This is a genomic window from Arcticibacter eurypsychrophilus, from assembly GCF_001730525.1.
Taxonomy (GTDB): domain Bacteria; phylum Bacteroidota; class Bacteroidia; order Sphingobacteriales; family Sphingobacteriaceae; genus Arcticibacter; species Arcticibacter eurypsychrophilus.
Genome location: NZ_MDFN01000023.1, coordinates 25,881 through 51,738, shown reverse-complemented (window position 1 = coordinate 51,738; position 25,858 = coordinate 25,881). Strand labels below are relative to the sequence as shown.

Sequence of the window (25,858 nt, the reverse complement as noted above, 5' to 3'; positions counted from 1 at the left end):
ATGAATGGTAAAGTTCTATTTATAACATCCGGAATGTGCAAAGGGGGGGCAGAAACACAATTGATAAAAGTGGCCTTGTTCCTCAAATCACTTGATTATACCGTACTTATTATATCCTTAACCCCCATTAATGAATTTGAACTTGATTATGAAAAGAACGGAATCCCGGTACACTTTTTGAAAAGATGGAGGCCGTATCCCTTTTCAAACTGCATTTCATTGTACAAGACGGTAAAATCTTATAAACCGGATGTCGTGATTGCTTTTATGTTCATTGCCATTATTTTTGCAAGGGTACTCAAGAAAATCTTAAACTTTCCATTAATATCTACTATTCGGATAGGTGTATTACCTCGCAAATGGTACATTCCATTTTTGATCACTTCCGGTTTAGATGACCAGATTGTTTATAATTCAAGGGCCTCTATGAAAAAATTTGAGGAGCAAAAACTGGTGGGTAAATCAGGATCAGTTATTAACAACAGTATTACAATCCCTTCATTAATAGATAGAAACCCTGAATGCCGTCACGATAATTTGTTTCATTGGGTTTGCATAGCGCATTTCCGTTGGAATAAAGATTATATGACACTCTTCAAGGCAGTAGCACTCCTTAGGGGAATGAACTTCAGATTGGATATCATCGGTGAACTCAATGCGCAAACCTGGCCATTTCGGGTGATTGAAGAATTTAAAATAAAAGAACATATACGCATCCTGGGGTTCCAGAAAGATGCTAGTGATTATTTACAAGATGCAGATGCTTTTGTGTTGTCATCGTTTTCTGAAGGTATGCCAAATGCATTATTGGAAGCCATGTCTTACGCTAAACCTGTAGTCGTAACCGATATTGATTGCAATAAGGAATTGCTTGATCAAGCAGCATGTGGCCTTCTTTCCAGGAAAGAGAATGAATACGACCTTGCGTCAAAGATGTTGCAAATGATGCAAATGACAGCAGATGAAAGAGCCGGATTAGGCCGGAGAGGAAGAACCCATATTGTAAATCATTTTGCTGAAGATAAAGTGATGAACCATTGGTTAGCTCTTGTCAGTCCCTATTCCTTGGTAAAAGAACAGATTCATTTTTAAATTTATTTTATGTGTGGGATATTTGGAACATTAAATATTGGAATCGCTGATCAAGCGGAGGAAGTATTTAAAGGGCTCTTTCATCGGGGGCCTGATGAGCAAGGCTTTGTCATCAAAGATAATCTGGAGCTCTATCATACCCGGTTGGCCATACAGGATCTAAGTAAATCCGGACAGCAACCTATGTTTCATCAGCATCTATCCATTGTTTTTAATGGTGAGATCTACAATCATCTGGAGCTTAGGGAAAAATACAATCTTTACTCAGAGTCTAATTCAGATACAAAAACATTGTTGCTGCTTTATGAACTTTTGGGTATTAGCATGCTGGAAGAACTTGATGGCATGTTTGCCTTTGCTTTATATGACCAACGGCAGCACCAACTTATTCTTGCCCGTGATCGGGCAGGTAAAAAACCCTTGTATGTATATAACAAGGGAAATGCACTGGCTTTTTCATCTGAATTGAATGTTCTATCTCAACTCTTTGCTCCGGAAGTAAACTATTCTTCCCTTGCTGCCTACCTATATCTAGGCTATCATTACAGGAAGGCAACACCATATCAACGGGTAACTGAATTACAGAACGGTCATTATCTGAAAATAGACACTCAAACCACAGAACAAACCATTGTCAAATGGTTTGATATAGGTGCCTGTTATCTGAATAAAAATAAGCTTTCCTATGCTGATACGCTTCAGGAGTTGGACGAAAGACTACAGCTTGTTGTTAAAAGAAGAATAGAAACCTCAGATCGTGATGTTGGCTCTTTTTTGAGCGGAGGAATAGACAGTGGTTTAATCACAGCTATTGCTGCAGCCCATACCCGCGAATTGAAAACCTTTACAGTAAGGGTGGAAGGTGCATATGATGAATCTTTGCTAGCCGAAAAAGTAGCAAAGCGATATCATACGAATCACACCGTTGTCGATATCTCATTTTCTGATCTCCAGTACGATATAGAAAAGATCCTGATTAATTATGGTGAGCCATTTTGCGATAATTCGGCTATCCCAAGCTATTATGTTGCAAAAGCTGCGAGCGAGCATATCACAGTCGTATTAAATGGCGATGGAGCTGATGAGCTGTTTGGAGGATACCGGCGATATGTGCCCTTTAAACAGTTTGACTTCTTTAAGTCAGGCTTTATCACCAAAGTTGCTGCCCGCGGATTAGCTGGCCTATTACCAATTGCAAACGAAAAGAAAAGTAATTATAATTACATATACCGTTTGTTAAAACTAGCCGGTTACAGTGATATCCTGCAGCAATATAGCTCTGCCTCATCTGATTTACTTGTCGGTTTTGAAAGTCAGTTTTTGATTCAACCTGATCTGAAAGACATTCGTATTGATTTAACTGAGATTAATACAATGCCCTTATCCTCAGTAAACAGATTACTGTTAATGGACTTCCAAACCATTTTGTTTAGTGGTTTATTACCAAAGATCGACATTGCGACAATGGCACATTCGCTAGAGGCAAGAAGTCCTTTCCTCGCCAAGGAAATTCTTGAATTTGCACCAGGCTTAAGTGATGATCTTAAGGTTAAAGGGCTCAGTACTAAATTTATTCTACGCGATTTGGCAAAGAAATACCTGCCCGCAGAGCTAATCGGACAACCTAAAAGAGGTTTTGAAATTCCTCTTAAAAATTGGGTCAATCATAATCTGAAAGAAATTATAGCCGATTATGTTTTTTCTGCAGATGCACTTTACCCTATGTTTATTAGAAAGAAGTTCATTGCAGACTTAATGAATAGAAGGGTAAGTATTTCGGAAGAAAGAAGAGCTAAAATTATTTTCAATGTTTTTGCACTTGAAGTCTGGTATAAAAACGTAAATAAAATAAGAGCAGCTTCTGGAATTTTAAATCCTGAAGCTGTTCAATACGCTCAAAAATAGTTGCTTTAAATCTAAATTAATCACAATTTAAATTGTTCCATCATGAAAATATTAGTTACTGGTAGTGCGGGTTTTATTGGTTTTCATTTAGTGAAAAGCCTGATAAGGAGAGGCGATGAAGTGATTGGCATTGATAATATTAATGATTATTATGATGTAAACTTGAAATTTGATCGGTTGGCAGAGACTGGAATAGATAGATCGGAAGTAAGCTATGGGAAGGAGATAAGTAGTATAAAGTATGCAAACTATAAATTTATAAAGCTTGACTTAACAGATCAGGATGGGTTAAAAACAATGTTCGAAAAATATAAATTTGACGTTGTATGTAATCTTGCAGCACAAGCTGGTGTGAGGTATAGTTTAGAAAATCCAAGTGCCTATATTGAATCAAATATTAAAGGGTTTTTAAATATTCTTGAATGTTGCCGGAATCAGCATATTGAACATTTGATTTATGCAAGCTCTTCCAGTGTATATGGGTTAAACCGAGCGATGCCCTTTTCAGTAAATCACAATGTCGATCATCCGGTGTCACTGTATGCCGCGTCAAAAAAAAGCAACGAGTTGATGGCACATGCATATAGCTATTTGTTTGGCTTGCCCACAACTGCATTGCGCTTTTTTACTGTATATGGTCCTTGGGGAAGACCTGATATGGCTTTATTCCTTTTCTCAAAGGCTATTTTGGAGAATAAACCCATCCGGATCTTTAATAATGGGATGATGAAAAGAGACTTCACCTATATTGATGATATTGTGCAGGGAATTTTAAAAGTAATTGATAAGTCTCCTTGCAGTAATTTAAATTGGGATGGTTTAAGCCCTGATCCTTCAAGTTCAAAAGCTCCATACCGCATTTTAAATATTGGAAGAGGGCATTCAGTAAAATTGATGGACTTTGTTTCTGCAATAGAAAAGAATCTGGGAACCACCTCAAAAAAAATCTATTGTCCTTTACAAGAAGGTGATGTGGTGGATACTTGGGCTGATATCAGTAAAATGAAGGAGGAGTTTAGTTATGTTCCACAAGTAGATATTGAAGAAGGAATAGCTGCATTTTTGGATTGGTATAAAGTGTATTATTCTTATTGCAATCAGGAAATTGTAGTCTAAAATCATGTTTTAAGCATTTGCGGTTTAAAAATATGACATAAAAATTACATAACAGAAATTGAATTCAACGTTTTAATTAAAAATCCTTTAATAAATACGACCATTATGTTTGTATTATAATTTATTTAAATTTTTTTTTTATTGTTTTTAACATGAAACAATTTTTCTCATTATCTAGTAACAATCTTTATACCTCATTTTTGTTTAATTAAAGCCCTTTAAAAATTACATAGGTGATAATTTAATTTCTATGGAAATGAAATTTTAGTTTAACTTAATTGCAATTTTCGTATTTAATACGAGTTTCTTTAACAAAATTGCTGTTTTTTCCTATCTTTTTTGATGTAACTGTTGCTCTTTTTAATTCGTTAAAGAGCCATACATTAATTAAAGATCAGATGAAACGGGAGACCAGCTTAAAAAGAAAAGTTAAAATGTCCATGCTATTACTAGCAATTATTCTATTTACTCAATGTCAAAAAAGTAACGAAGATCAATTAGTTACAAATGCTAATGAAACCAGTGAAACCACTACTACTGTTTTAGTAAGTCCAGAAGTTGCAAAAACTTTAGTCTTATCAAGCGCGACAAAAGACGCTGGATATGCTTACTATTTAGAACCCAAACTTACAATCTCAGGAGACAGCCCTACAAATTCTGCAACTTCTACGCTTAAAATATATGAAAACGGCAAACTACTAGGAGCCGCACATTCTTTACACAGAGATATCAGAAATATAGGAAAAGGTAAATTCAGCCATTGGGACACCGGTTTATACTTCTCATCATCTGATAATAGCGACCCTCGAACCAACGGTAGAAAGTATACCTATACCACTGGTACATCCGGTGCAGTAGTAGTTACGCCAGTAACACAAACAACTCCAGTATCTTTAACAAGCAACACACCAATTGGTTTTGCATCCGTTGATGGATCAACAACAGGTGGTAAAGGTGGCAAAACCATTACCATCAGTAACTTGAGCGATCTTAAAAGGGCTGCTGTATCTCCAGATCCTTTGGTTATTCAAATTTCCGGAAGTATTACAGGTTTAGGTATGATTGAGGTTAAATCAAATAAAACTTTCATTGGCTTAAATGGAGCCATTCTTAATGGAACAGGATTGTCTATCTGGGGTGTCAGCAACGTTATTGTTAAAAACCTTAAGATCAATAAAGTGATTGGTGGCGACTGTATCACTATAAAAGGGGGATCAAACCATGTCTGGATAGACCATTGTGAACTTTGGCAAGACAGAAGTCATGGATGGGATTATTATGATGAATTGCTTGAAGTAACCGATCGGTCTGATTTTGTAACGATCTCCTGGAATGAATTTCATGATTCAAACATTGCGCTCCTAATTGGTAGTGGAGATCAACAAACCACAGATATTGGCCATCTTCGGGTAACACTATACGGAAATTATTTTAAAAACATATCTGAAAGACAACCCTGTACACGGTTCGGTTATATGCATTGCTTCAATAATTACCTTGCCAATGGTAGTGGATATGGAATTGGGGTAACGATGAACGCAACGGTAAGAACAGATAATAACTATTTCGAAGGACAAAATATCCCGATCTATACCGATTTTAATTCAAAACCAGGTATGGTAAGTGGAGCGAGTACCAATATATACAAAAATTGCGGTGCTAATAAAATTTCAACAAGCGCATCAAGCTGGGTGCCTTCTTACGAGTATAAATCTGTACTTATTGCTGCAGCTGATGTACCAGCAAAAGTACTCAGTGAGGCAGGTCCCAATTACTAAAGGATAGAAAAATTTATGGATCAAAAAACATTACACGTAAAGTGTAGTGTTTTCTGGTTTATAATCATTTCCCCACAAAACTTACCCATACCTTAACCAATATACCTTGAAACGAAATAAGATCCTGATCGCCTGTGATTCTTCACGTTCTTTGCTTGATTTTCGGGGAAGGCTCATGGAAGAATTATTAGTAAACCACAATGTCTGTGTATTTACACCAAAAATTCATCAAATCCATGTCAGAAAAAAACTAGAGCGTTTGGGCATTTCCATCTATGAAAACGATCTGAACGGAAGCACTATTTCCATATTTTCAGATCTCGCTTATATCATTAAGCTATTCAAACTGATGCGCTCTTTAAAGCCTGATGTGTTTTTTCCCTATACCTTTAAACCGGTGATATATGGTACTCTGGTAGCAAATTTTTGTCATGTAAACCGCATAACTCCCATGCTTACAGGTTTAGGTTATAGCTTTTTGAATACCAATAGTAAAAAACAAGTAATTAAGCTAATAACCAGAACCTTATTAAAGATTAGTTTAAAAGCTAATAAAAGAACCTCGCTTATCCTCCAAAACAAAGATGATTATAACACGCTGATTCGGGCTGGAATAATCAATACAAATCAGGCTGCACATATAGTCAACGGATCAGGTGTCGATCTATCTCATTACGATTATTCAGAACCCGAACCAGGCAGCTTGAACTTTTTGATGATATCCCGATTGATTAATGCAAAAGGGGTTAACGAGTATTATGAAGCTGCAAAAATTATCCTTCAAAAGCATCCTAATGTCCGCTTTACATTAATAGGTGCTTATGATCCAAATGTAGATGCCATTGATGCAGCACTATACAATAAGATCAAAGCAGGGAATGTGATCGAATACAAGGGCGAAGTGGACGATGTAAGATCTTTTATCAAAGCCTGTTCCGTTGTCGTTTTACCTTCTTATTATGGCGAAGGCGTACCGCGATGTATTCTTGAAGGAATGGCCATGGGAAGAGCCATCATTACCAGTGATTCTGTGGGATGCAGAGAAACTATCAACCTTTCATCCGATCAGCCAAGTGGCTTTTTGGTGCCCATTAAGAATGCAACTTGCTTAGCCGAAAAAATGCTTTATTTTATTCTGAATCCCTTACATATCGTTTCCTATGGAAAGAATGGAAGAGCATACGCCTTTGAGAAATTTGATGTCCGAAAAGTAAACCTCCAGATGCTTCAAATACTGGAAGGTCCTACTGTTTTTGCCTGATTAACCGAGACTAATTTATCTTTCCTGATGTTTTAAACCACTTAATATGACTAACTCTGTTATTACACAAAAAGAGGAGTGGACAAGATATCTAAACAAATCTTTTACTTTCGACTTTTGTCACACCTGGTATTATCATTCGCTCAGTAAAATAGGCCATCCTTTGCTTTTTGTTTATCATGAGCAAGATGACTTTGTTGCGGTGCCTCTACTTAAAAGAGCCATAAAAGGGACCAATTTATACGATTTAACGGCTGTATATGGTTATTCAGGTCCTATCTCAAATAAACCGTTTAATGTTATTCAAGAAGATATGATGCTAAATTTTGAGAATTCTTTTAAAGAATTCATGAAGGCTGAGTGTTGTATTTGTGTGTTTTCCAGGTTAAATCCATTTATTGGTCAGTCCCCCTTACTGGAGAAGATTGGATCAGTCTGTTGTAATGGTAAAACCATATATATGGATCTTCAACAATCGCTGGAAGAACAAAGAGCAAAATATAATAAGCGTTTGCTGCGTCAGATCAGGCAATTAAGAAAAGAAAGCTACGAAATCAAAGAGGCCGATAGTCAAGAGGAAATAGGTGTTTTTACCCGAATGTACATAGAAAATATGGATCGCTTATCCGCTTCTAAAGACTATTATTTTGATGAAGACTACTTTTCTAAAATGCTTCAAAGTAACGAGTTGAACAGTAAACTTTTATTGATATATCATGGTACAGAGATGATCTGTGGAGCAATAGTAATATGCTCCATGAATGTGATTCGAAATCATCTATCTGCCACAAATAAGGATTATCTGAAAGAATCGCCAAGCAAACTGTTAACAGATGAAATTAGTATAGTTGGTCGTAATTTGGGAATGAAATATTTCCATCTTGGAGGAGGAGTAGGAGGTAAAGAAGATTCCCTTTTCGCCTTCAAAGCTTCTTTCTCCAATCTTTATCTTGATGATCATCTTTGGTGTTTAATTGCAGATCAGGAAGCATATACCTTTTTAGTAAATAAAGAAAAAATAGAAGTTGATACTAGTTTTTTTCCCTTATATCGTGCCGTACCTGTTTATTGAAATTAATAAATAAACCCTTCAGCAAATACCTATTGCCGGAGTATAAAATCCCCTAACCTGCTTAAATTTTTAATCACAATGGAAAATAAATTTGACTTCTCCCAGTCTTCTGATGCATCCTTTATGCAATCTATTGATCGTTTTGGATGGGTTATTTACGAAAATGTATTAGAGCCCAGATTCATAGATGAAATCAACGATTCGCTTGAAGAGGCTTATGAAAAAAGGAGACAAATCCAGGTAAATAATGGGATTCATATCAATATGGAAGGAACCCTTCACCATCTCTTAGAAAAGGATAATTTCGGATCCCGCTTTTTAGAAAAAATGTATTTCGACGAAGAGATGAAGGCTTTCCTTGGTGGCAATTATATCTTAAATTCTTTTGGAGGTGTGATGAATTCCAAAAACACAAAACCTTACGTGCAGAACATCCATCGCGATGTCAGAAGTTTTTGGGAAAAGGAAAAAATGATGATTCAGATGATGGTCATATTAGACGATTTTACATTAGCTAATGGTGCTACGTATATGTTATCCGGTTCGCATAAAACAGAAGAAAAGCCGGATGAAGAAAAATTCTATCAACTTGCCGATAGGGCAGTCGCCAAACGGGGAAGCATCATTTTATTCGACTCCAATCTGTGGCATGCCGCAGGCAAAAATACCACCGAAGGTAACCGGAGAGTTTTAACTCTTGGTTTTACACGTCCCTATTTTAAACAGCAAATGGACTATCCACGGAGCCTGGGATACGAATATGGTGAAAGTCTGAGTGATCACTTAAGACAGGTAATAGGCTATAAATCAAGGATACCCGAAAGTCTTTACGAGTTTTATCAACCTGTAGAAAAACGCATGTATCAACCCGGACAAGGATAATAATCTTCTTCATGCGAACTCATCCGAAACGATCAAAGGCAATTGGTGGCTACTTAGAAATGCAATTTCCCAAAGGGGAAGAGTACTATCCATCATTAATTAAATTAAATACGGGAAGAAATGCCCTGGAATATATATTGAAAGTGAATAAGTATTCCTTAATATATATTCCTTACTACACCTGTGAAGTGTTGCTTGAACCTATAAAAAAAAGCAGGATCCCTTATGTTTTCTATACTATTGATCAAAACCTGGATCCTGTTATCGATTTTTATATTGCTCCTTCAGAGTGTTTCCTTTATACCAATTACTTCGGAATTAAACAGTTAACCGTTCAAAGATTAAGCGAGCAAATGCAAAATCTGGTAATTGATAATTCCCAAGCTTTTTTTTCAAAACCACTAGCCGGCATAGATACCTTTTATTCCTGCAGGAAATTCTTTGGCGTTCCCGATGGGGCCTATTTGCAGAGCAATAAGATCAGTAGTCTGAAATTTGAAAGAGATGTTTCATGTAACAGAGTATCTCATTTGGTAAAAAGTATTGATTTGGATATAGAAGATGGGTATGAGGACTTTATTCAAAATAATATGGTTCTAGCTAATAATCCAATTAAAGCGATGTCTGCCCTTACTCAATCCATCTTATCCGGAATCGACTATGAAAATTGTGCACAAATCAGAAATCGAAATTTTCGAATTTTACATCAAGCACTTTCCGGAAAAAACAAACTGGTATTTAGTCCCGATGACAGTCATGCTCCAATGTTTTATCCCCTTTTAATAGATAAAAATACAGTGCAAAAAAAACTAATCAATAAAAGAATTTTTATTCCAACTTATTGGCCCAATGTCTTAAAGTGGACCACTTCCAAGATGTTCGAGAATTATCTATGTATACATCTTCTTGCATTACCTATAGATCATCGACTTGATGATAATGATATGAATCGAATAATCAGTTCTTTAAGCCTATTTATATGAACAATTCAATTTACTTAAGAGTCCTCCATCAGGATGATGCTAATATATCCTATGCTTGGCGTAATAACCCTTTAATATGGGAATTTACAAAATTCAGGGCTGAAAGATACATTACATTTGAGATAGAAAGCGCATGGATAAAAAATATTATTAACAGGGGAAATGAGTACCGGTTCGCAATTTGTATGAAAGATGACGGACGTTATGTAGGAAACGTACAATTGATTGATTTAAAAGGGCACTCTGCGGAATTTCACCTTTTTATTGGTGATGTTTCTTACTGGGGAAAGGGTATTGGAAAAGAAGCTACAGATCTGATTCTTCAATATGGGTTTCTAAATCTCGATCTTCATTATATCTATCTTCAAGTTCATAGAGAAAATTTACCTGCTATGTCTATTTATAAGAAATTGGGATTTGTAGTGGTCAACGATACCGAAGAGTTTGTAAATATGGAAATTCAACGGGATAGTTATCAAAAAGTGATCATAGCCAGTGACTTAAGCGATATTTCAGCCGCTTAATAAAAATTCAAAGCAATAACCATTTATATCCATATGATTTCTTTAATTACTGTTTTCCAAAAAAAGGATTGGACAAACTATGTTCAACAATCTCTACAGTATGATTTTTACCACACCTGGTATTATCATTCTCTGATCAAAGACGACGAGCCTCTCTTATTCGTCTTACATGAAGGCGATGATTTTGTAGCCTTTCCTTTGCTTAAAAGAACGATTCCAAATTCTGATCTATATGATCTTACTTGTGTTTATGGATATACCGGTCCTATCTCAAATAGAAGGTTCGATGATCTGCCTACTCAAATGATGGATGATTTTAAATCCGGATTTTTAAACTATTTGAAGGAGGCAAAGATTGTTTCTGTTTTCTCACGCTTACACCCGTTTTTTAATCAGATCCCCTTGATGGAAAAATTTGAAGGCGTTTGTGATAACGGAAAAGTGGTTATACTCGATCTGCAGATGCCTTTGGAAGAGCAACGATCAAAATATCAAAAAAGGGCATTAGAAAAAATCAGACAATTACGAAGGAATGGCTTCGAAGTAAAAGAAGCACACAGTCAGCACGATATCAATGCATTTGTTAAAATCTATACGGAAAATATGAAGCGGATAGGAGCGACCGACTTTTACCTTTTTAATGAAGAATACTTTGAAGATCTACTTAGCTCAAAAGAATTCAATAGTAAATTACTCATGGTGTATCATAACGGCGAACCTGTATGTGGCTCTGTCATTATATGTACACAAAATATTATACAAGCACATCTTTTAGGAACGCGAACGGACCATTTTAGGGATTCCCCAGCAAAATTACTTACTGATGAAATTAGCATTATAGGACGCCAATTGGGCATGCATTACTTTAATCTTGGTGGAGGAGTAGGATTTAAAGAAGATTCTTTGTTTTTATGGAAATCTGCTTTTTCTAGTAAGTCCCTTGATTTTAAAAGCTGGCGCTATATTGCTGATTTAGAAAATTACAACACCTTGGTCAATGAAGCACAATTAGATCCCGAATTAAATGTCGATTATTTTCCCTTATACCGTTATCACAATCCACAGGTAAAACTCTGTTCCTGAGGTCAATTTACGTCGTTTATCTTATCATTATGAAAAAAGTATTATTTTGCGAAAAGGCCTACTCCCGTTGGCTTATTCTATTTATCGATCTTTTTATTATTAACTGGGCCTTTTCGCTCTCATTTTTCATTACCTATAAATTTCAATACAATGAAATTTTTCAGGATGGCTTTATGCGTATGCTGGCCTTTTACAATATCATCTCCTTGCTGGTTTTTCTATCCTTGCGTATTCACACTGGAATCATCCGGTACTCGAATACAGAGGATATCTTCCGAATCTTTAAAGCTTTAATGATCAGCAGCATTTTGTTTTGGTCGTCCAGTAAATTACTGATCATTCCTTATTATGTCCCGGAAATTGAAGTAATTGATGTCATTACTATCCTTAATTTTTTTACAGCGAGTTCATTGCTTATTATTTTAAGGACAGTGGTAAAAGGAATGTTCGTTTATTTAAAGGAGTTGGAACTAGAAAATTGCGAAAATGTATTGATTTATGGATCAGATAAAAAGGCCCTTTTAATTAAACAAGCGTTTGAGTTCTCTCCAGGGAAACATTATCGGATTCTAGGCTTTATTGATAACGATGAAGATAAAATTAATAAATATATTGAGCAGAAAAAAGTCTATGCTCCTCATTCCATTGGGTCTATTCGTCGCAAGTATGGTGTCGAAAAAATGGTGATCATGAACGATTCATTAAATCAGGATAGTCAGAAACGGGCAGTTGAAACCTGTATCAAATTAGGCATAAAAGTAATCGCTGTTCCCCCATCAACAGAGTGGGTGAATGGAAGACTCAGTTTAAATCAAATCAGAGATCTAAAAATAGAAGATCTTCTGCAGCGCGATCCTATTATCCTTCAGAAGGATAATATTGCCAGGGAGCTTTCAGGCAAAAGAATCTTAGTTACCGGAGCAGCAGGCTCTATCGGTGCAGAAATAGTCAGGCAACTGTTTAACTATAATCCGGTTTCATTAATTCTTTGCGATCAGGCAGAAACTCCCTTGCATGAATTGCAATTGGACATCGAAGATCACTTTCCTGGTCTTAAAGCTAACATCTGCATGGTAAACATACAGAATGCAAAACGTCTGAGGAATTTATTCTCCACCTATAAACCTCAGTTAGTTTTTCATGCTGCCGCATTTAAACATGTTCCCATGATGGAAAATAACCCATCAGAAGCTATATTAACCAATGTATTGGGAACTAAAAACCTGGCTGATCTTTCAGTAGAGTTTGAAGTAGAAAAGTTTATCATGATCTCTACCGACAAAGCAGTGAACCCCACTAATGTAATGGGCGCATCTAAATGCCTCGCGGAGATGTATATCCAGTCATTAAACTTTCACCAGTTAAGAACCCATCCCATTGAAGAGATTTTTCAAACAAGGGGTTATCAAACCTCTGCAACCAAATTTATTACCACCAGATTTGGTAATGTTTTAGGCTCTAATGGATCAGTTGTACCACGTTTCAAAGAGCAAATAGAGCGGGGCGGACCTGTCACCGTTACTCATCCTGAAATTACCCGGTTTTTTATGACCATACCAGAATCCGTGCAACTTGTACTCGAAGCATCAGCTATGGGAAAAGGAGGAGAGATCTTTATATTTGATATGGGAAAACCTATCCGGATTGTTGACATGGCGATAAAAATGATCAGGCTTGCTGGCTTATCACCTGAGCAGGATATTAAGATCGTGTATACCGGTTTAAGACCTGGAGAGAAACTTTATGAAGAACTCCTGAATAAAGAAGAGCTTGTGATGCCGACCTATCATACTAAGATTAAAATCTCAAAAGGGATACACTGTCAATTCTCATTCATAAAGAAGTCCATTGACGAATTATTGGTATTAAATGAAATGGGTGATGATGTCGCGATGGTGAAAAAGATGAAGGAGATTGTTCCAGGATTTAAGAGCAATAATTCCATCTATCATAAACTGGATAACCTGGTGCTGAATTAACAGAACCGTTAGGATTCAATTAATACCCATTAAAAGAGGTCGCCTAAACGGTTGACCTCTTTTTTTATGATGTTTTTACCTGGAAATTCACTGCGGATCAAAACCCAGATTCGCAACCAGCTCTTAAGTAAGCTCAACCTTGAAAAAATTGAATCATTATGTTATTTCAGAACTAACCTTATTTTAACATATCCGATTTATTTTTGCATTCAACATAATTGGCAAACTGTATTAATCACAAATGAAAACAAGTACTTCAGCAATTCTTTTCCTTCTAGCGATTATGTCTTTTTCGCAAATACGGGCACAGACAAAAGCGCAGGCACCCGAAGATAACCTAAAGCTCAACCAAATTCAGGTAATCGGATCCCATAACAGTTATAAACAGGCTATTGAACCTGCACTATTTAAACTCATCCAGTCTAAAGATTCAACTAACCGATTAGGTGGTTTGCAATATGAACATATTCCCATCACGGATCAGCTTAATATGGGTCTGCGCAATTTAGAAATCGATGTGTATGCCGACAGCAAAGGAGGTAAATATGCACATCCAAAGGGACTGGAGCTAGTTAAGCCAGATCAACCCTATGACACAGCAGGCGTGATGAACCAACCCGGATTTAAAGTATTGCATGTGCCCGATATTGATTTCAGAAGTTCGAGTCTAACTTTTGATGACTGCCTTCAGAAATTAAAGAACTGGTCGAACTCAAATCCAGGACACATTCCCGTATTCATTACACTGGAACCCAAAGATGGAGAGACAAACCGATTTGGCACCACACCCGAAGCTTTTACCTCAGCACTATTCGATCAGCTGGATGCTATAATCCGTAAAAATTTAGGTATGGATAAACTCATCACTCCAGATATGGTCAGAGGCAATTGTATAACTTTGGAAGAAGCGGTATTAAAAGGCAATTGGCCTAAGCTTAAACAAGCCAGGGGTAAATTTTTCTTTATCCTGGATAATAAGGATAAAAACAGAGACCTGTATCTGCAGGGTCATCCCTCATTAAAAGGACGATTAATATTTGTCAATGCCGAGCCCGGAACACCAGAAGCCGCCACTCTGTTCAGGAATAATTCAGAAGATCCTTCCATTCAGGGCTTAGTCAAAAAGGGATATATCATCCGTACACGTGCAGACTCAGATACTAAGGAAGCTCGTGCCAATGATTATACCCACTTTAAACAAGCACAAGATTCAGGAGCACAAATTATAACGACTGACTATTACAAGCCAAGTGCTTTTTTCAATTCACCTTATCATATCGTTTTTGAGGATGGTACGTATGTGCGGAAAAATCCTTTAAATGGAAAAATTAACAAATAAATCAGTTAATCGAAACTGAGATCCTGAACTTTTCCTGTATCTACATGAATCAGAAAACGATCAGCAGGAGCATCGTGTAGAAACTTATCCAGGATCTTAAAAAAAAGACCCAGCTTCTTTAGGAGCGGGTCTTTTTTTTGCCACTCTGGGTGATTTTTAAAGAAGCATTTCGAAAGTATCCTGTACTGTTTAAGACGATCAGAACCAATGTCAGCAAGTGCTAACTGATCCGCACTACGAATCTTATAGAAGTCAGCAATCAGGTCAAGCCCATTCCATTTCTTAAAATCATTTCGCTTTAAACGAACCTTCTCCATAGCAGAATCAACTGATTTCTCTGCTCTTTTCCAGGCTTGTTGATAACGTTCTTTATGCTTAAGGATCGTATCAAAAGAAACCGAAAGATCCGTATTTGCGAGTACCAGCAAATCATCACCAGAAACAGGCATCAGGAAATCCTTAAGCACAGAAGGCCAATCCTCCGGAAGAAAACGCAACCTGACCAATTCCCTTAGATGATAATCGGTGAAATCATGATAACTTTTTGTTTGAAGGATGGTGCTATCCCAAATGCCGGGAGCATGCTGACTTTCCAGCAAGTGATGCTCCATTCTATACAGATCAAAAAGTTCATTAAACCGTGGTACTTGTGCAATTACGATTGTTTCCACCTCTAAATCCCTATTCGGTTTGATTGTAAGCAATTTATAGGCAGGAATATATGCCGCTAACGAAGGGGTTTGGACGTTCACCAATGTATTTCCCTTTGGAGATGTATAGATTCCCGTATCATTAATATGCATATGGCCTCCAAAATGAACTTTGATTCCCGCATCAGCAAAAGCAACCGCAACTTCTTGTCGCGGAACACGGTCCAGCTGCCATTTACCCGCACCCATCATTTCTGCTATTTCAGGTGAGGCACCATCATTGAAGTCGACCATGGGATAGTGGCTGAACGCAATTAAGGTCTTGCCTTGTTTCTTAGCTTCATCAGCAACTTTCCGAACCCATTCAACCAGATGTTTTTTATGCAACAGTACATTGTTGTAACCTAAATCAGCCTCCGGATAAACATTGCCATCTAATGCCAAAAGCCAAAGTCCCTTAACCGGCTCTGCCACATAACTCACATCCTGCACAATAGTACCGGGAGCGACCTCATATACCCTTTTATTTAAAAGACTAGCCTTTAGACCTTTTTCATAGTTATAATCCGATGACGAGTACGAACTGAAAGGAGTAGCCCAATACAGATAACCAGGTTTAGGATAAAATCCGAATTCCCGCAACTGATCCGTAATGCCGAGATAGCCCATTTTGGCCAGATCAGGACTCACCACCACAGGGAGTTCATTTACGCCGGAACGCTTAAACATCCCCTCTTTACTATAAATAGCCTGTTTCCTGCCACCCTCACCTAAGAAATCAGATTTACCCGCGTCCTGTTCAAATGGACCCGCAGGATCATGATTACCCGTTGTGATAAAAAATTCCATTCCATACTTTGCGCTGTATTCTTTCAAAATGCGCTGCAAACCCCGGATATGTAAGGGTTGCCCATCATCACTGTAATCTCCCGGAAGTGCTACATAGTGGATGCCCCGCTTTGCAATATCATCAAGCGCCGCCAAAAAGGCGAAATAGTTCTCATTAAAAATTCGAGTGGAATGCAGCTGTGCATCCATTGTTCTCAGCAGCGTATATCTGCCGGTCTTTGGATTGAATACCCCCTTGTAGTCGCTGCCTTCCAGTTTACCATACAGGTCCTGTAAATGAACGTCCGCCAAAAAGGCAACCTTTAGAGATGCAGAATCTTTCTGTGCTTGCAAAGAAGCAGTAGAGAGGCACAGTAAAATAAAGAGATAATAAAAAATACGGTTCATGTACTGCAAAAATGCCTAAAATCAAATTAAGTCTATGTTACATTAACTTTATGAAACTCCCTTAAGGCAATTTTTATTATTTTTTATGAATACAATGGTAAATACTTACAACTCGGCTAGTAAGCTTTCAAAATTAAGCGGATTTACAAACATCGTCAAAGAGCCATCTTCAAGCCTTGGCCACAATTCCTTTGGTCTATCCCAGTATAATTCTACACCGTTATTATCAGGGTCTCTCAAATATAGCGCTTCTGATACACCATGATCAGAAGCACCGATATTAGGATGTTTTGCATCAAGCAACCTTTGATAAATGGCTGCCAGGTCCCTTCTTTCAGGATATAAAATCGCGGTATGGTAAAGCCCAACGCCATCTCTTGTGGCAGGAGGGGCATTTTTGCTATCCCAGGTATTTAAACCGATATGGTGATGATAACCGCCAGCAGAAATAAAAGCGGCTTCGTCTCCATAGGATACCATCAGCTCAAAACCAAGTAAATCACAGTAAAAAGCCAGGGAACGTTTAAGGTCAGCCACTTTCAGATGAACATGTCCGATTCGCGTCTCGGATGGTATTTTATAAGGAGAATTCATGATTTATCTTGAACAATTACTTGGTGATAGTGAACTCCACATTAGCTGTTAAATCGATCTTATTGCTGACACCAGAGGTGAGCGGATCGCCACCCACACCGAAATCTACACGGTTGATGAAACCGCTAAGCGTGAAGCCGGCTGTTAGTTTTTTCATTGCAGTGATAGCTGTACCATTGAAAATGACACGTAAAACAACAGGTTTAGTCACACCATGAATCGTCATGTTGCCTGATAAAAGGTAATTTTTTCCAGCTACTTTTCTAAACGAGGTACTTTTAAACGTAAGCTCAGGATATTTAGCAGCGTCAAAATAATTTGCACTTTTAAGATCTTTGTCCCGGTACTCAACTTCAGTGTTAATGGAATTTACATCTGCCTTAAAAGTGATCACCGCATCGGTTAAATCCGCTTTTTTGCTCACTAGAGTGGCGTCGATGATTTTGAAGTTACCTTCCACATGCGAGATTCCAAAATGAGTTGCACTGAAATTAACTCTGGAATGATATTTATCCAAAGTGTAAGAAGTCTGTCCGACAACGGTCGCTGAGAATAAAGTGGCACCGATAATTGCAAATAATAGCTTTTTCATTTTTGGGTTTCTTTGATGTAGTTCAAACATACATAGCAAATCTATGTTTTTCCATTAGCTCTTTTTTTCATAATTTCGAAATTGCCTATCAACCTTATAAGTATCGATGTTCGTGTTGAATTTGAAAACAACTACTAGTTACTTGGAATAAAATAATCCACAGCCTCAATTGCAGTGGATCCATATTTCGGTAATAACCTGCCAGTCAATGTCACTTTAATATAATTCTTATCCTGAACCGCATCCAATAGTTTCTGTTCTTAAACTCAAGTCCAGATCTTTAACTCCATCTGCCGAAACATCCCGTATTCTTGCTATTTCAAAAGGAACCCCATTCAGTCTGAGGGTGGACAAGTCTACTTGAGTCACATCAAATGTCGATGTACCCAGTATGACCGATGCGGCACGTGCAATTTGTCCCTCCGAATCATATAAGCGAACCGTTTTGAGATCAAATGGCGCTTTAATTACTTTGACAGGTGCCGCTCCTTTAGGGAAATTAAATACCAGGACAACAAGGCCCAGCACATCATCATCATAATACGGCATTTGTATACGCAAGGGGTTTATTCCTGGACTCAGGTGGCTGGACACCTCTAAAGGTAGTATATTCCAATACGAGCCCATTGTTGAAGTTCCACCTGGAACTGTTGTTCCGTTAAACAATTGATCTCCGATATCTATACCATTTAAATACAATGCACCGTCGGGCCACATATCACCGTCTGCCACATGCATGGTAATGTTTACTTTTCCTGTCGTGTAATTGGCTCCTGATAAAAATACATCCCAACCATGTAAATCAACAGGCGAATTTGGATTGCCCGGGTAACCCCGAAATGTACCACGATTCGAGTCATTTCCATTAAGAATAACGATATTACGGTTATTACTACTAATTCCATCGGAATAAAACAAGATCAATGAAGCTCCGCCAGCATTGAACTGCCCAAAATCACTTAGGTTAAAAGTCCTCGAAGAAGATTTTATTGTTGCTGTTACATCAGCGCGATAGGCCTGCGTATTTGTTACAGGAGAATTATACCGGTTATTCACAGCACTTATGCCAATATTGGTTCCTGTAATAGTAATCCCGTTTAACTTCAGCGTTTTCCCAGTTTCCTCTTCTAATGGCGAACCGCAGTGCCAATAGAGATAAGCCTTAGTGACACCGCTTAAGGGAAAGGTTCCAATTACTTTGATCTGCCCATAACCGTCTCTCAATCCTCCGGTTCCTACGGATACATAATCGGTATTGTAAACGGTAGTAAACTTAGTCGGTATCCGGGAAACGAAGTAATGGCATCATTCCCTTCATATAGAGCAATATCCCTGTTGTTGCTGCTCATTCCATCTGAATAAAACAGGATTAATGAAGCGCCGTTTGTATTCAGGTCACTTAAAGGCTGAGCACTGAACGTAAAAGTTCGTGAACTTGCAGATTTGACGATATTAGTCACATCGGCACGATGGGACTGACTTTGGTGATATGGCCAGCAATTGGACGATGATATACCGATAGGGGTTCCAATAACGCCGGTCGAATTAAACGTAACTTTTGAGGTCCATACCGGTTTATCTACTTCTGTAGAATTTGATAACCCGTCCCAATAGAGATAAGCCTTGTTCACGTTTCCCAATGGAAAGGTTCCGGTTACCCGGATTTGTCCATTACCACATCTCTCAATCCTCCAACACCTACGGATAAATAATCGGTATTATAAAAAGTATTGAAGTGATGGATGGGTTCGGTAGTCGCAGTAATCTGTGCTCTACTCTGCGTCTGCGTACTATTTTTGATGTCGCAATCCACACATCCAGACTTGGTTCCATATCCTTTAGCAAGACTAAGTTTCTTTTCTGCAGATGAAACAGCTTCAACACTATTTTCGTCTGTCGTATTTTTACAACCGAAGATGAGAATACAGGACAGGAGCAGAATGGTTGACTTCTGAAAGATTGGGTTGGTTTTCATGTTCGTATTTTTGGTTCTGTTTAAACTGAGGGAGGTGACCGTTTATTTACTGATTACAATGTAATCCTCCCCCTTAATAGGAGTAGATCCATATTGCGGTAATAACTTACCGGTCAAGGTCACTTTAACACATTGTTTATCTTGCACTGTACCCATTGTTTTTAACAGTAGCTGACTATCAAAAAGAAATTCCAGATCTTTAATACCATCCGGTGCAAGGTTGGAGCAAGTACTGCAACTGGTGACATCCCCTTTAAAAGGAGCTGACTTATCAATCACTCTTGATTTTTTGAAAGGAATCCCATTTAATTTAACAGTAGAAAGATCTACTTTACTTACATCAAAGGTTGAAGAGCCCATGATTGCTGCTTCTTCCGCACTACTCGACGTACGCAATGTATTCGGGCAATTAAGCGGCCTGTAATCAAACGGGACCTGAATTGCGCTTACCGGTGCTGCCCCTTTTGGAAGATTGAACACCACAATCACAAGGCTCAGTAAATCATCCACATACTTATCTAAAGTCACATGCAGTGACTTCACATCGGGGCGGAGCCAAGGTGTTATATCGATCGGCTTTATATCCCACCGCGCGCTACTTGTGGCAGTCGCACCTGGAACTGTATTTCCGGAAAATATTGATCCTGATGCAATTTTTTGGGAATTCAGAAATAGATTACCATCTTCCCACTGTTGACCATCAGCCACATGCATGGTCATTATACCTTTTCCAGTTGTGTAATTTAATCCCGATAAAAGAACATCCCAACCTTCAGGATCAAAAGGTGCATTCGGATTTCCCGGGAATCCAGCAAAACCTTTATTAGAATCATTACCATCAAACAGAACAATGTCACGGTTGTTGTTGGGGTCTCCATCCGAATAAAAAATAACTAATGATGCTCCGACAGGATTTGATTCATCCTCGTACTCGGTCCCGAACCCTCTAAATTTAAAAATTCTTGAAGATGCAGCTTTTACTGCGTCTGTTACGTCAGCGCGATAGACCAGAGTGAACAATTCGTTAGTTATTCTGCCATCTGCTCCGTTATTTGGCCCAGCAATCCCAATAGTTGTCCCTAAAATTGTGCCAGGAATAACTGACGGATAAATGGAGTACCCGTTGAAATTTAAATTAGCCCGATACTCCCAACCTGTCGAATTAATGTGCCAATATAGATAAGCCCTGGTGACATTTCTTAAAGGAAATGTACCAGGAACTTTAATCTCATTAGAGCCAATTTCTATCAAACCTCCAGTTCCTACAGATAAATAATCGGTATTATAAAAAGTGTTGCGGTAAGTCATCGGCCTATCTATAACTGATTCAGCAAGACTGAGGGGTTTTTCTGTTATTGTTGAAACTGGTTCAAGGATATTCTGATCAGAAGTTTTTTTACATCCGAAAATTGAAACACCTGACAAAAATAGCAGAGCAAATCCCTTAAAAAATCGTTTCGCTTTCACAATAATTGTGTTTAAATACTGATTCAATTGAGCTATTTATTTCTATTTACTTATCAGGATATAGTCTTCACCTTTAATAGGAGTGGATCCATATTGCGGTAATAACTTACCGGTTAAGGTCACTTTGATGCATTGTTTATCTTTGACCATACCCAATGTTTTCAACAACAGCTGACTATCAAACAGAAATTCCAGATCTTTAATACCATCCGGTGCAAGGGTAGAGCACGTACTGCAACTGGAAACAGTACCATTAAAAGGAGCTGATTTATCAATCACTCTTGATTTCTTGAAAGGAATTCCATTCAGTTTAACGGAGGAAAGGTCTACCTGATTCACATTGAAGGTTGAAGAGCCCAGAATGGCTGCTTCTTCTGCACCACTCGAAGTACGCAGTGTATTTGGACAATTAAGTGGCCGGTAGTCAAAAGAAACGGGTATGGTGTTAACTGGTGCAGCCCCTTTCGGAAGATTAAACAGGGCCACTACAAGGCCCAGTAAATCCTGGTTAGGTAATTGGTTTATTGTTACACGCAAGGAGTTCACTCCAGGCTGAAGCCAGGGGGTTATATCAGTTGGTATGATATCCCAACGGGCGCTAAATAACGTATTGGCGCCTTCGACTGTACTTCCATTAGCATCCCATCTTGAAAAGATTTCCTGTGAATTAAGAAAAAAAGGACCGTCTCCTTCATTTATAGATTGACCATCAGCCACATGCATGGTCACAAGTACTTTTCCTGATGTATAATTTACACCGGATAAACTAAAATCCCAACCTGCAGGATCAAAAGGCGCTTTCGGATTGCCTGGGTAACCAGCAAATCCTTTTTTAGAATCATTCCCATCGAATAGAACAATATCACGGTTGTTACTGCTAATTCCATCTGAATAGAATAGAACAAATGAAGCTCCGTCAGCAACCAGCCGCCCGAATTCACTTACAGCGAATTCCCTTGTGGCTGAAGATTTTACTATAGCTGTTACATCAGCGCGATAAGCCTGGGAATTTATTTCCTTACTTGTACCATTATCAAGACCGTTATTTGGCCCAGTAATCCCAATATTCGTCCCGGTAACGGTAGTCCCGTTTAACTTTACAGTCTTCCCAACCTCTTCTACTACAGGCGATTCTCCGTGCCAATAGAGGTAAACCTTGGTAACACTGCTTAATGGAAAATTTCCTAAAATTTCAATACTGCCAGAACCAGTGTGCTTAAATCCTCCAACTCCTACGGACAGATAATCGGTATTATAAAAAGTGTTGCGGTAAGTCAGAGGGCTGGGCGCTGCTACTGCAGAAAGACTGAGTGAATGTTCTGATGTTGTTGCAACGGATTCAACACTACTTTGATTTGTATCTTTTTTACATCCAAAGATTAAAATACCTGACAAAATCAGGATGGTCAACTTTCTACTATTTGGGTTGATTTTCATGATAATGAGAATGTGTTTGGTGATTACTAAGTACTTGGTATAAAATAACCGATACCCTCAATTGCAGTGGATCCATACTGCGGTAATAACTTACCAGTTAAAGTCACTTTAATATAAGTCTTATCCTGAACTGCTGTTCTGAAAATCAATTCCAGATCTTTAACTCCATCTCCTGAAATATCACGTATTGATGATGTTTCAAAAGGAACCCCATTCAATCTAAGGGTGGACAAGTCTACTTGAGTCACATTAAATGTCGATGTACCTAGTATGACCGATGTGGCACGTACAATTTGTCCCCCCGGGTCATAGGTGCTAATCGGTTTAAGATCAAACGGGACCTTAATTACTTTGACAGGTGCCGCTCCTTTAGGGAAATTAAATACCAGGACAACAAGGTTCATCACATCATCATAATAATCCGGCATTTGTACACGCAGGGGATTTATCCCTGGACTCAGGTAGCTAGACACCTCTAATGGTAGTATATCCCAATACGAGCCCATTGCTGAAGTTCCACCCGGAACTGTTGTTCCGTTAAATAATTGATCCCCGATATCTATACCATTTAAATACAATGCACCGTCAGGCCACTTATCACCGTTTGCCACATGCATGGTAATATTTACTTTTCCTGTCGTGTAATTTGCTCCTGATAGAAACACATCCCAACCAGTTAGATCAACAGGCGAATTCGGATTGTTAGGGTAGCCCTGAAATGTATTATCGTTCGTATCATTTCCATTAAAAATAACGATATCACGGTTATTGCTACTAATTCCATCGGAATAAAACAAAATCAATGAAGCTCCGCCAGCATTCATCCGTCCAAAATCACTTAGGTTAAAAGTCCTCGAAGAAGAAGAAGAAGATTTTATTAATGCTGTTACATCAGCGCGATAGGCCTGCGTATTTGTTACAGAAGAATTATACTCGTCAGTCCCGGCGCTTATGCCAATATTGGTTCCTGTGATAGTAATCCCGTTCACCTTCAACGTTTTTCCAGTTTCCTCTTGTGCTGGCGAACCGCCGTGCCAATAGAGATAAGCCTTATTGACACCGCTTAACGGAAAGGTTCCAATTACTCTAATCTGCCCATAACCGTCTCTCAATCCTCCTGTTCCTACGGATAGATAATCGGTATTGTAAACAGTTGTAAACTTAGTCATTGGTCCAGTCGCCTCATTAGCAGCAAGACTAAGTGACTGCTGTGGTATTGTTGAAATAGGCTCAACAGTACTTTGATCTGTATCTTTTTTGCAGCCGAACATTAGACTACCTGCTACGAGCAGAGGGGTCAACTGCTTGATAATTGATATCGTTTTCATAATTATGATTAATTAGAATTAAAATGCACCCATTTGCATGAAATCTACGCCCTCAATTGGAGTAGATCCATATTGTGGTAACAATTTTCCTGTTAAAGTCAATTTAAAGCAATCCGTACCATCCTGCGGAGAATATGATCCAAGCCTTTTAGGCTGGTCAATTACAAATTCCAAATCTTTAATTCCATCTGCTGGAAGGCTGGAACAGGTACTGCAATTTGTTACAGTACCGCTATAAGGAGCTGCTACATCTCGTATGCTTGTCGTTTTAATAGGCAACCCATTAAGTTCAAGGCTTGAACGGTCTATTTGATTCACATTCAATGTCGACGTACCCAGAATGGCCGCTTTCTGAGTGCCCGGATAATCAAACGATTGTTTATTAGGGCATTGAACGGGTTTAAAATCAAATGGAACATCAATTATTTTGGCTGGTGCCGCTCCTTTAGGGAGGTTAAATACCACAACAACAAGACTTAGCTTATCCGCCATTTGAGTATAATCCAACAATGTTAAACGTATGGGATGAATTCCCTGACGGAGGAAAGCAGAAACTTCTATAGGTACTATATCATAACGCACTGACATTGGTGTAATTTCCCCAGGAACAGAACGCCCTCTAAAAAGATTACGCAAATTCGCGCCGCCGTTTACTTGTATTATGCCCTCTTCTGCATCCTGGCCGTCAGCCACATGCATTGAAATATTCACTTTTCCTGATGTGTACTTTACTCCAGGTAAAACCACATCCCAACCCTTAAGATCAAGGGCTGCTTTGGGATCGAGCGGGTAACTTCGAAATGTTTGAAAATTGGAATCGTTTCCGTTGAATATAACGATGTCCCGATTATTGTTACTATTCCCATCTTGATAGAACAAGATTAATGAGGCTCCGTCAGCAGTTAACCGGTCAAATTCTCGTATTGAAACGATTCTCCCCCCTTCTTTTACTCGATCTGTTACATCAGCGCGATAGGTGCGGGATTGAATTTGAACAGGAAAAGGAGGATAGTCTGGTCCATTATTTATATTTGTTACACCGATACACGTTCCTGCCTCAGTTTCTTCATTGAAATATATATATTCTCCAACACTCTCTGCGTCTGTTACCATGGATTCACCGTGCCAATAGAGATACGCTTTAGTGACACTGGATAAAGGAAAAGTTCCCGTAATTCTAATTTCTCCCCTACCATCGGTCAATCCTCCGGTTCCTACAGATAAGTAATCGGTATTATACACAGTAGTAAACCGGGTCATTGGTCCAGGAGAGTCATTAGCAGCAAGGCTAAGTAACTTCTGCGTTGTCGTTGAAACCGATTCAACACTACTTTGATCCGCGGCTTTTTTGCAGCCGGTAATTAAAATGCCCAATAGAATCAGGACAGTAATCTGTTTAATGGTTTGTTTGTTTTTCATAATTGGTAGTTTGTTTGTTTTTCATAATTGGTAGTTTGTTTGTTTTTCATAATGTAGATTATTGGGGTAGACCAATTGCAGTAACATTCTTAATATATACAAGACACCAAACTCATTATCAGGGGTTAAAAGAAAATTAAATTTTT

At 38.3% G+C, this 25,858-nt stretch carries 22 protein-coding genes; 12 read left to right on the top strand and 10 right to left on the bottom strand.

The window, feature by feature from the left end; genetic code table 11:
* The 12 genes from BFL47_RS13295 to BFL47_RS13240 all read left to right on the top strand — a co-directional run bounded on the left by BFL47_RS13295 (nucleotide 1) and on the right by BFL47_RS13240 (nucleotide 15,014).
* Nucleotides 1-1,092 carry a glycosyltransferase gene (locus BFL47_RS13295; protein ID WP_069660286.1) on the top strand — a complete coding sequence of 364 codons (1,092 nt, stop codon included), beginning with the start codon at nucleotides 1-3 and terminating at the stop codon, nucleotides 1,090-1,092.
* Nucleotides 1,093-1,101: 9 nt separating this feature from the next.
* The gene (asnB, locus tag BFL47_RS13290) at nucleotides 1,102-2,997 is read left to right on the top strand and encodes an asparagine synthase (glutamine-hydrolyzing) (RefSeq protein WP_069660285.1); all 1,896 of its coding nucleotides are present in this window, start codon (nucleotides 1,102-1,104) and stop codon (nucleotides 2,995-2,997) included.
* Between the two features lie 42 nt (nucleotides 2,998-3,039).
* Nucleotides 3,040-4,113: an NAD-dependent epimerase gene (locus BFL47_RS13285; RefSeq protein WP_069660284.1), complete on the top strand. Its 1,074-nt coding sequence runs from the start codon at nucleotides 3,040-3,042 to the stop codon at nucleotides 4,111-4,113.
* A 398-nt stretch (nucleotides 4,114-4,511) separates the two neighbouring features.
* Nucleotides 4,512-5,891 carry a pectate lyase family protein gene (locus BFL47_RS13280; protein ID WP_069660314.1) on the top strand — a complete coding sequence of 460 codons (1,380 nt, stop codon included), beginning with the start codon at nucleotides 4,512-4,514 and terminating at the stop codon, nucleotides 5,889-5,891.
* Between the two features lie 106 nt (nucleotides 5,892-5,997).
* Nucleotides 5,998-7,152, top strand: coding sequence for a glycosyltransferase family 4 protein (locus tag BFL47_RS13275; protein WP_069660283.1), 1,155 nt, complete (start codon nucleotides 5,998-6,000; stop codon nucleotides 7,150-7,152).
* Between the two features lie 46 nt (nucleotides 7,153-7,198).
* Entirely contained in the window at nucleotides 7,199-8,224 is a 1,026-nt protein-coding gene (locus tag BFL47_RS13270) for a GNAT family N-acetyltransferase (RefSeq protein WP_069660282.1), read from the top strand.
* A gap of 78 nt (nucleotides 8,225-8,302) precedes the next feature.
* Complete coding sequence (locus BFL47_RS13265) at nucleotides 8,303-9,106, top strand: phytanoyl-CoA dioxygenase family protein (protein ID WP_083257170.1); 804 nt, start codon at nucleotides 8,303-8,305, stop codon at nucleotides 9,104-9,106.
* A gap of 11 nt (nucleotides 9,107-9,117) precedes the next feature.
* Nucleotides 9,118-10,089, top strand: a complete 972-nt coding sequence (locus BFL47_RS13260) for an aspartate aminotransferase family protein (protein WP_069660281.1) — start codon at nucleotides 9,118-9,120, stop codon at nucleotides 10,087-10,089.
* A complete protein-coding gene (locus BFL47_RS13255; RefSeq protein ID WP_069660280.1) occupies nucleotides 10,086-10,613 on the top strand; it encodes a GNAT family N-acetyltransferase in 528 nt (175 codons plus the stop codon). The genes BFL47_RS13260 and BFL47_RS13255 overlap by 4 nt, the downstream gene beginning before the upstream one ends.
* 33 nt (nucleotides 10,614-10,646) lie before the next feature.
* The gene (locus BFL47_RS13250; RefSeq protein ID WP_069660279.1) at nucleotides 10,647-11,696 is read left to right on the top strand and encodes a GNAT family N-acetyltransferase; all 1,050 of its coding nucleotides are present in this window, start codon (nucleotides 10,647-10,649) and stop codon (nucleotides 11,694-11,696) included.
* A gap of 29 nt (nucleotides 11,697-11,725) precedes the next feature.
* Nucleotides 11,726-13,675 carry a polysaccharide biosynthesis protein gene (locus BFL47_RS13245; protein ID WP_069660278.1) on the top strand — a complete coding sequence of 650 codons (1,950 nt, stop codon included), beginning with the start codon at nucleotides 11,726-11,728 and terminating at the stop codon, nucleotides 13,673-13,675.
* A 241-nt stretch (nucleotides 13,676-13,916) separates the two neighbouring features.
* The gene (locus tag BFL47_RS13240; protein ID WP_069660277.1) at nucleotides 13,917-15,014 is read left to right on the top strand and encodes a phosphatidylinositol-specific phospholipase C1-like protein; all 1,098 of its coding nucleotides are present in this window, start codon (nucleotides 13,917-13,919) and stop codon (nucleotides 15,012-15,014) included.
* 5 nt (nucleotides 15,015-15,019) lie between these two features.
* Here the strand turns inward: BFL47_RS13240 and BFL47_RS13235 are convergent, their stop codons facing one another.
* The 10 genes from BFL47_RS13235 to BFL47_RS13195 all read right to left on the bottom strand — a co-directional run bounded on the left by BFL47_RS13235 (nucleotide 15,020) and on the right by BFL47_RS13195 (nucleotide 25,712).
* The gene (locus tag BFL47_RS13235; protein WP_069660276.1) at nucleotides 15,020-16,900 is read right to left on the bottom strand and encodes a metallophosphoesterase family protein; all 1,881 of its coding nucleotides are present in this window, start codon (nucleotides 16,898-16,900) and stop codon (nucleotides 15,020-15,022) included.
* A gap of 105 nt (nucleotides 16,901-17,005) precedes the next feature.
* Entirely contained in the window at nucleotides 17,006-17,494 is a 489-nt protein-coding gene (locus BFL47_RS13230) for a VOC family protein (RefSeq protein WP_069660275.1), read from the bottom strand.
* Between the two features lie 16 nt (nucleotides 17,495-17,510).
* The gene (locus BFL47_RS13225) at nucleotides 17,511-18,086 is read right to left on the bottom strand and encodes a YceI family protein (protein ID WP_069660312.1); all 576 of its coding nucleotides are present in this window, start codon (nucleotides 18,084-18,086) and stop codon (nucleotides 17,511-17,513) included.
* A gap of 228 nt (nucleotides 18,087-18,314) precedes the next feature.
* A complete protein-coding gene (locus tag BFL47_RS13220; RefSeq protein WP_069660274.1) occupies nucleotides 18,315-19,310 on the bottom strand; it encodes a hypothetical protein in 996 nt (331 codons plus the stop codon).
* A gap of 11 nt (nucleotides 19,311-19,321) precedes the next feature.
* Complete coding sequence (locus tag BFL47_RS19620; RefSeq protein WP_170827323.1) at nucleotides 19,322-19,726, bottom strand: hypothetical protein; 405 nt, start codon at nucleotides 19,724-19,726, stop codon at nucleotides 19,322-19,324.
* Between the two features lie 14 nt (nucleotides 19,727-19,740).
* Entirely contained in the window at nucleotides 19,741-20,061 is a 321-nt protein-coding gene (locus tag BFL47_RS13215; RefSeq protein WP_069660273.1) for a hypothetical protein, read from the bottom strand.
* Nucleotides 20,062-20,103: 42 nt separating this feature from the next.
* Nucleotides 20,104-21,528 carry a hypothetical protein gene (locus tag BFL47_RS13210; RefSeq protein ID WP_069660272.1) on the bottom strand — a complete coding sequence of 475 codons (1,425 nt, stop codon included), beginning with the start codon at nucleotides 21,526-21,528 and terminating at the stop codon, nucleotides 20,104-20,106.
* A gap of 42 nt (nucleotides 21,529-21,570) precedes the next feature.
* Nucleotides 21,571-22,965, bottom strand: a complete 1,395-nt coding sequence (locus BFL47_RS13205) for a hypothetical protein (RefSeq protein WP_069660271.1) — start codon at nucleotides 22,963-22,965, stop codon at nucleotides 21,571-21,573.
* Nucleotides 22,966-22,991: 26 nt separating this feature from the next.
* Nucleotides 22,992-24,293, bottom strand: a complete 1,302-nt coding sequence (locus tag BFL47_RS13200) for a DUF3344 domain-containing protein (protein ID WP_069660270.1) — start codon at nucleotides 24,291-24,293, stop codon at nucleotides 22,992-22,994.
* Between the two features lie 18 nt (nucleotides 24,294-24,311).
* The gene (locus BFL47_RS13195; RefSeq protein ID WP_069660269.1) at nucleotides 24,312-25,712 is read right to left on the bottom strand and encodes a hypothetical protein; all 1,401 of its coding nucleotides are present in this window, start codon (nucleotides 25,710-25,712) and stop codon (nucleotides 24,312-24,314) included.
* Nucleotides 25,713-25,858: the final 146 nt, after the last annotated feature.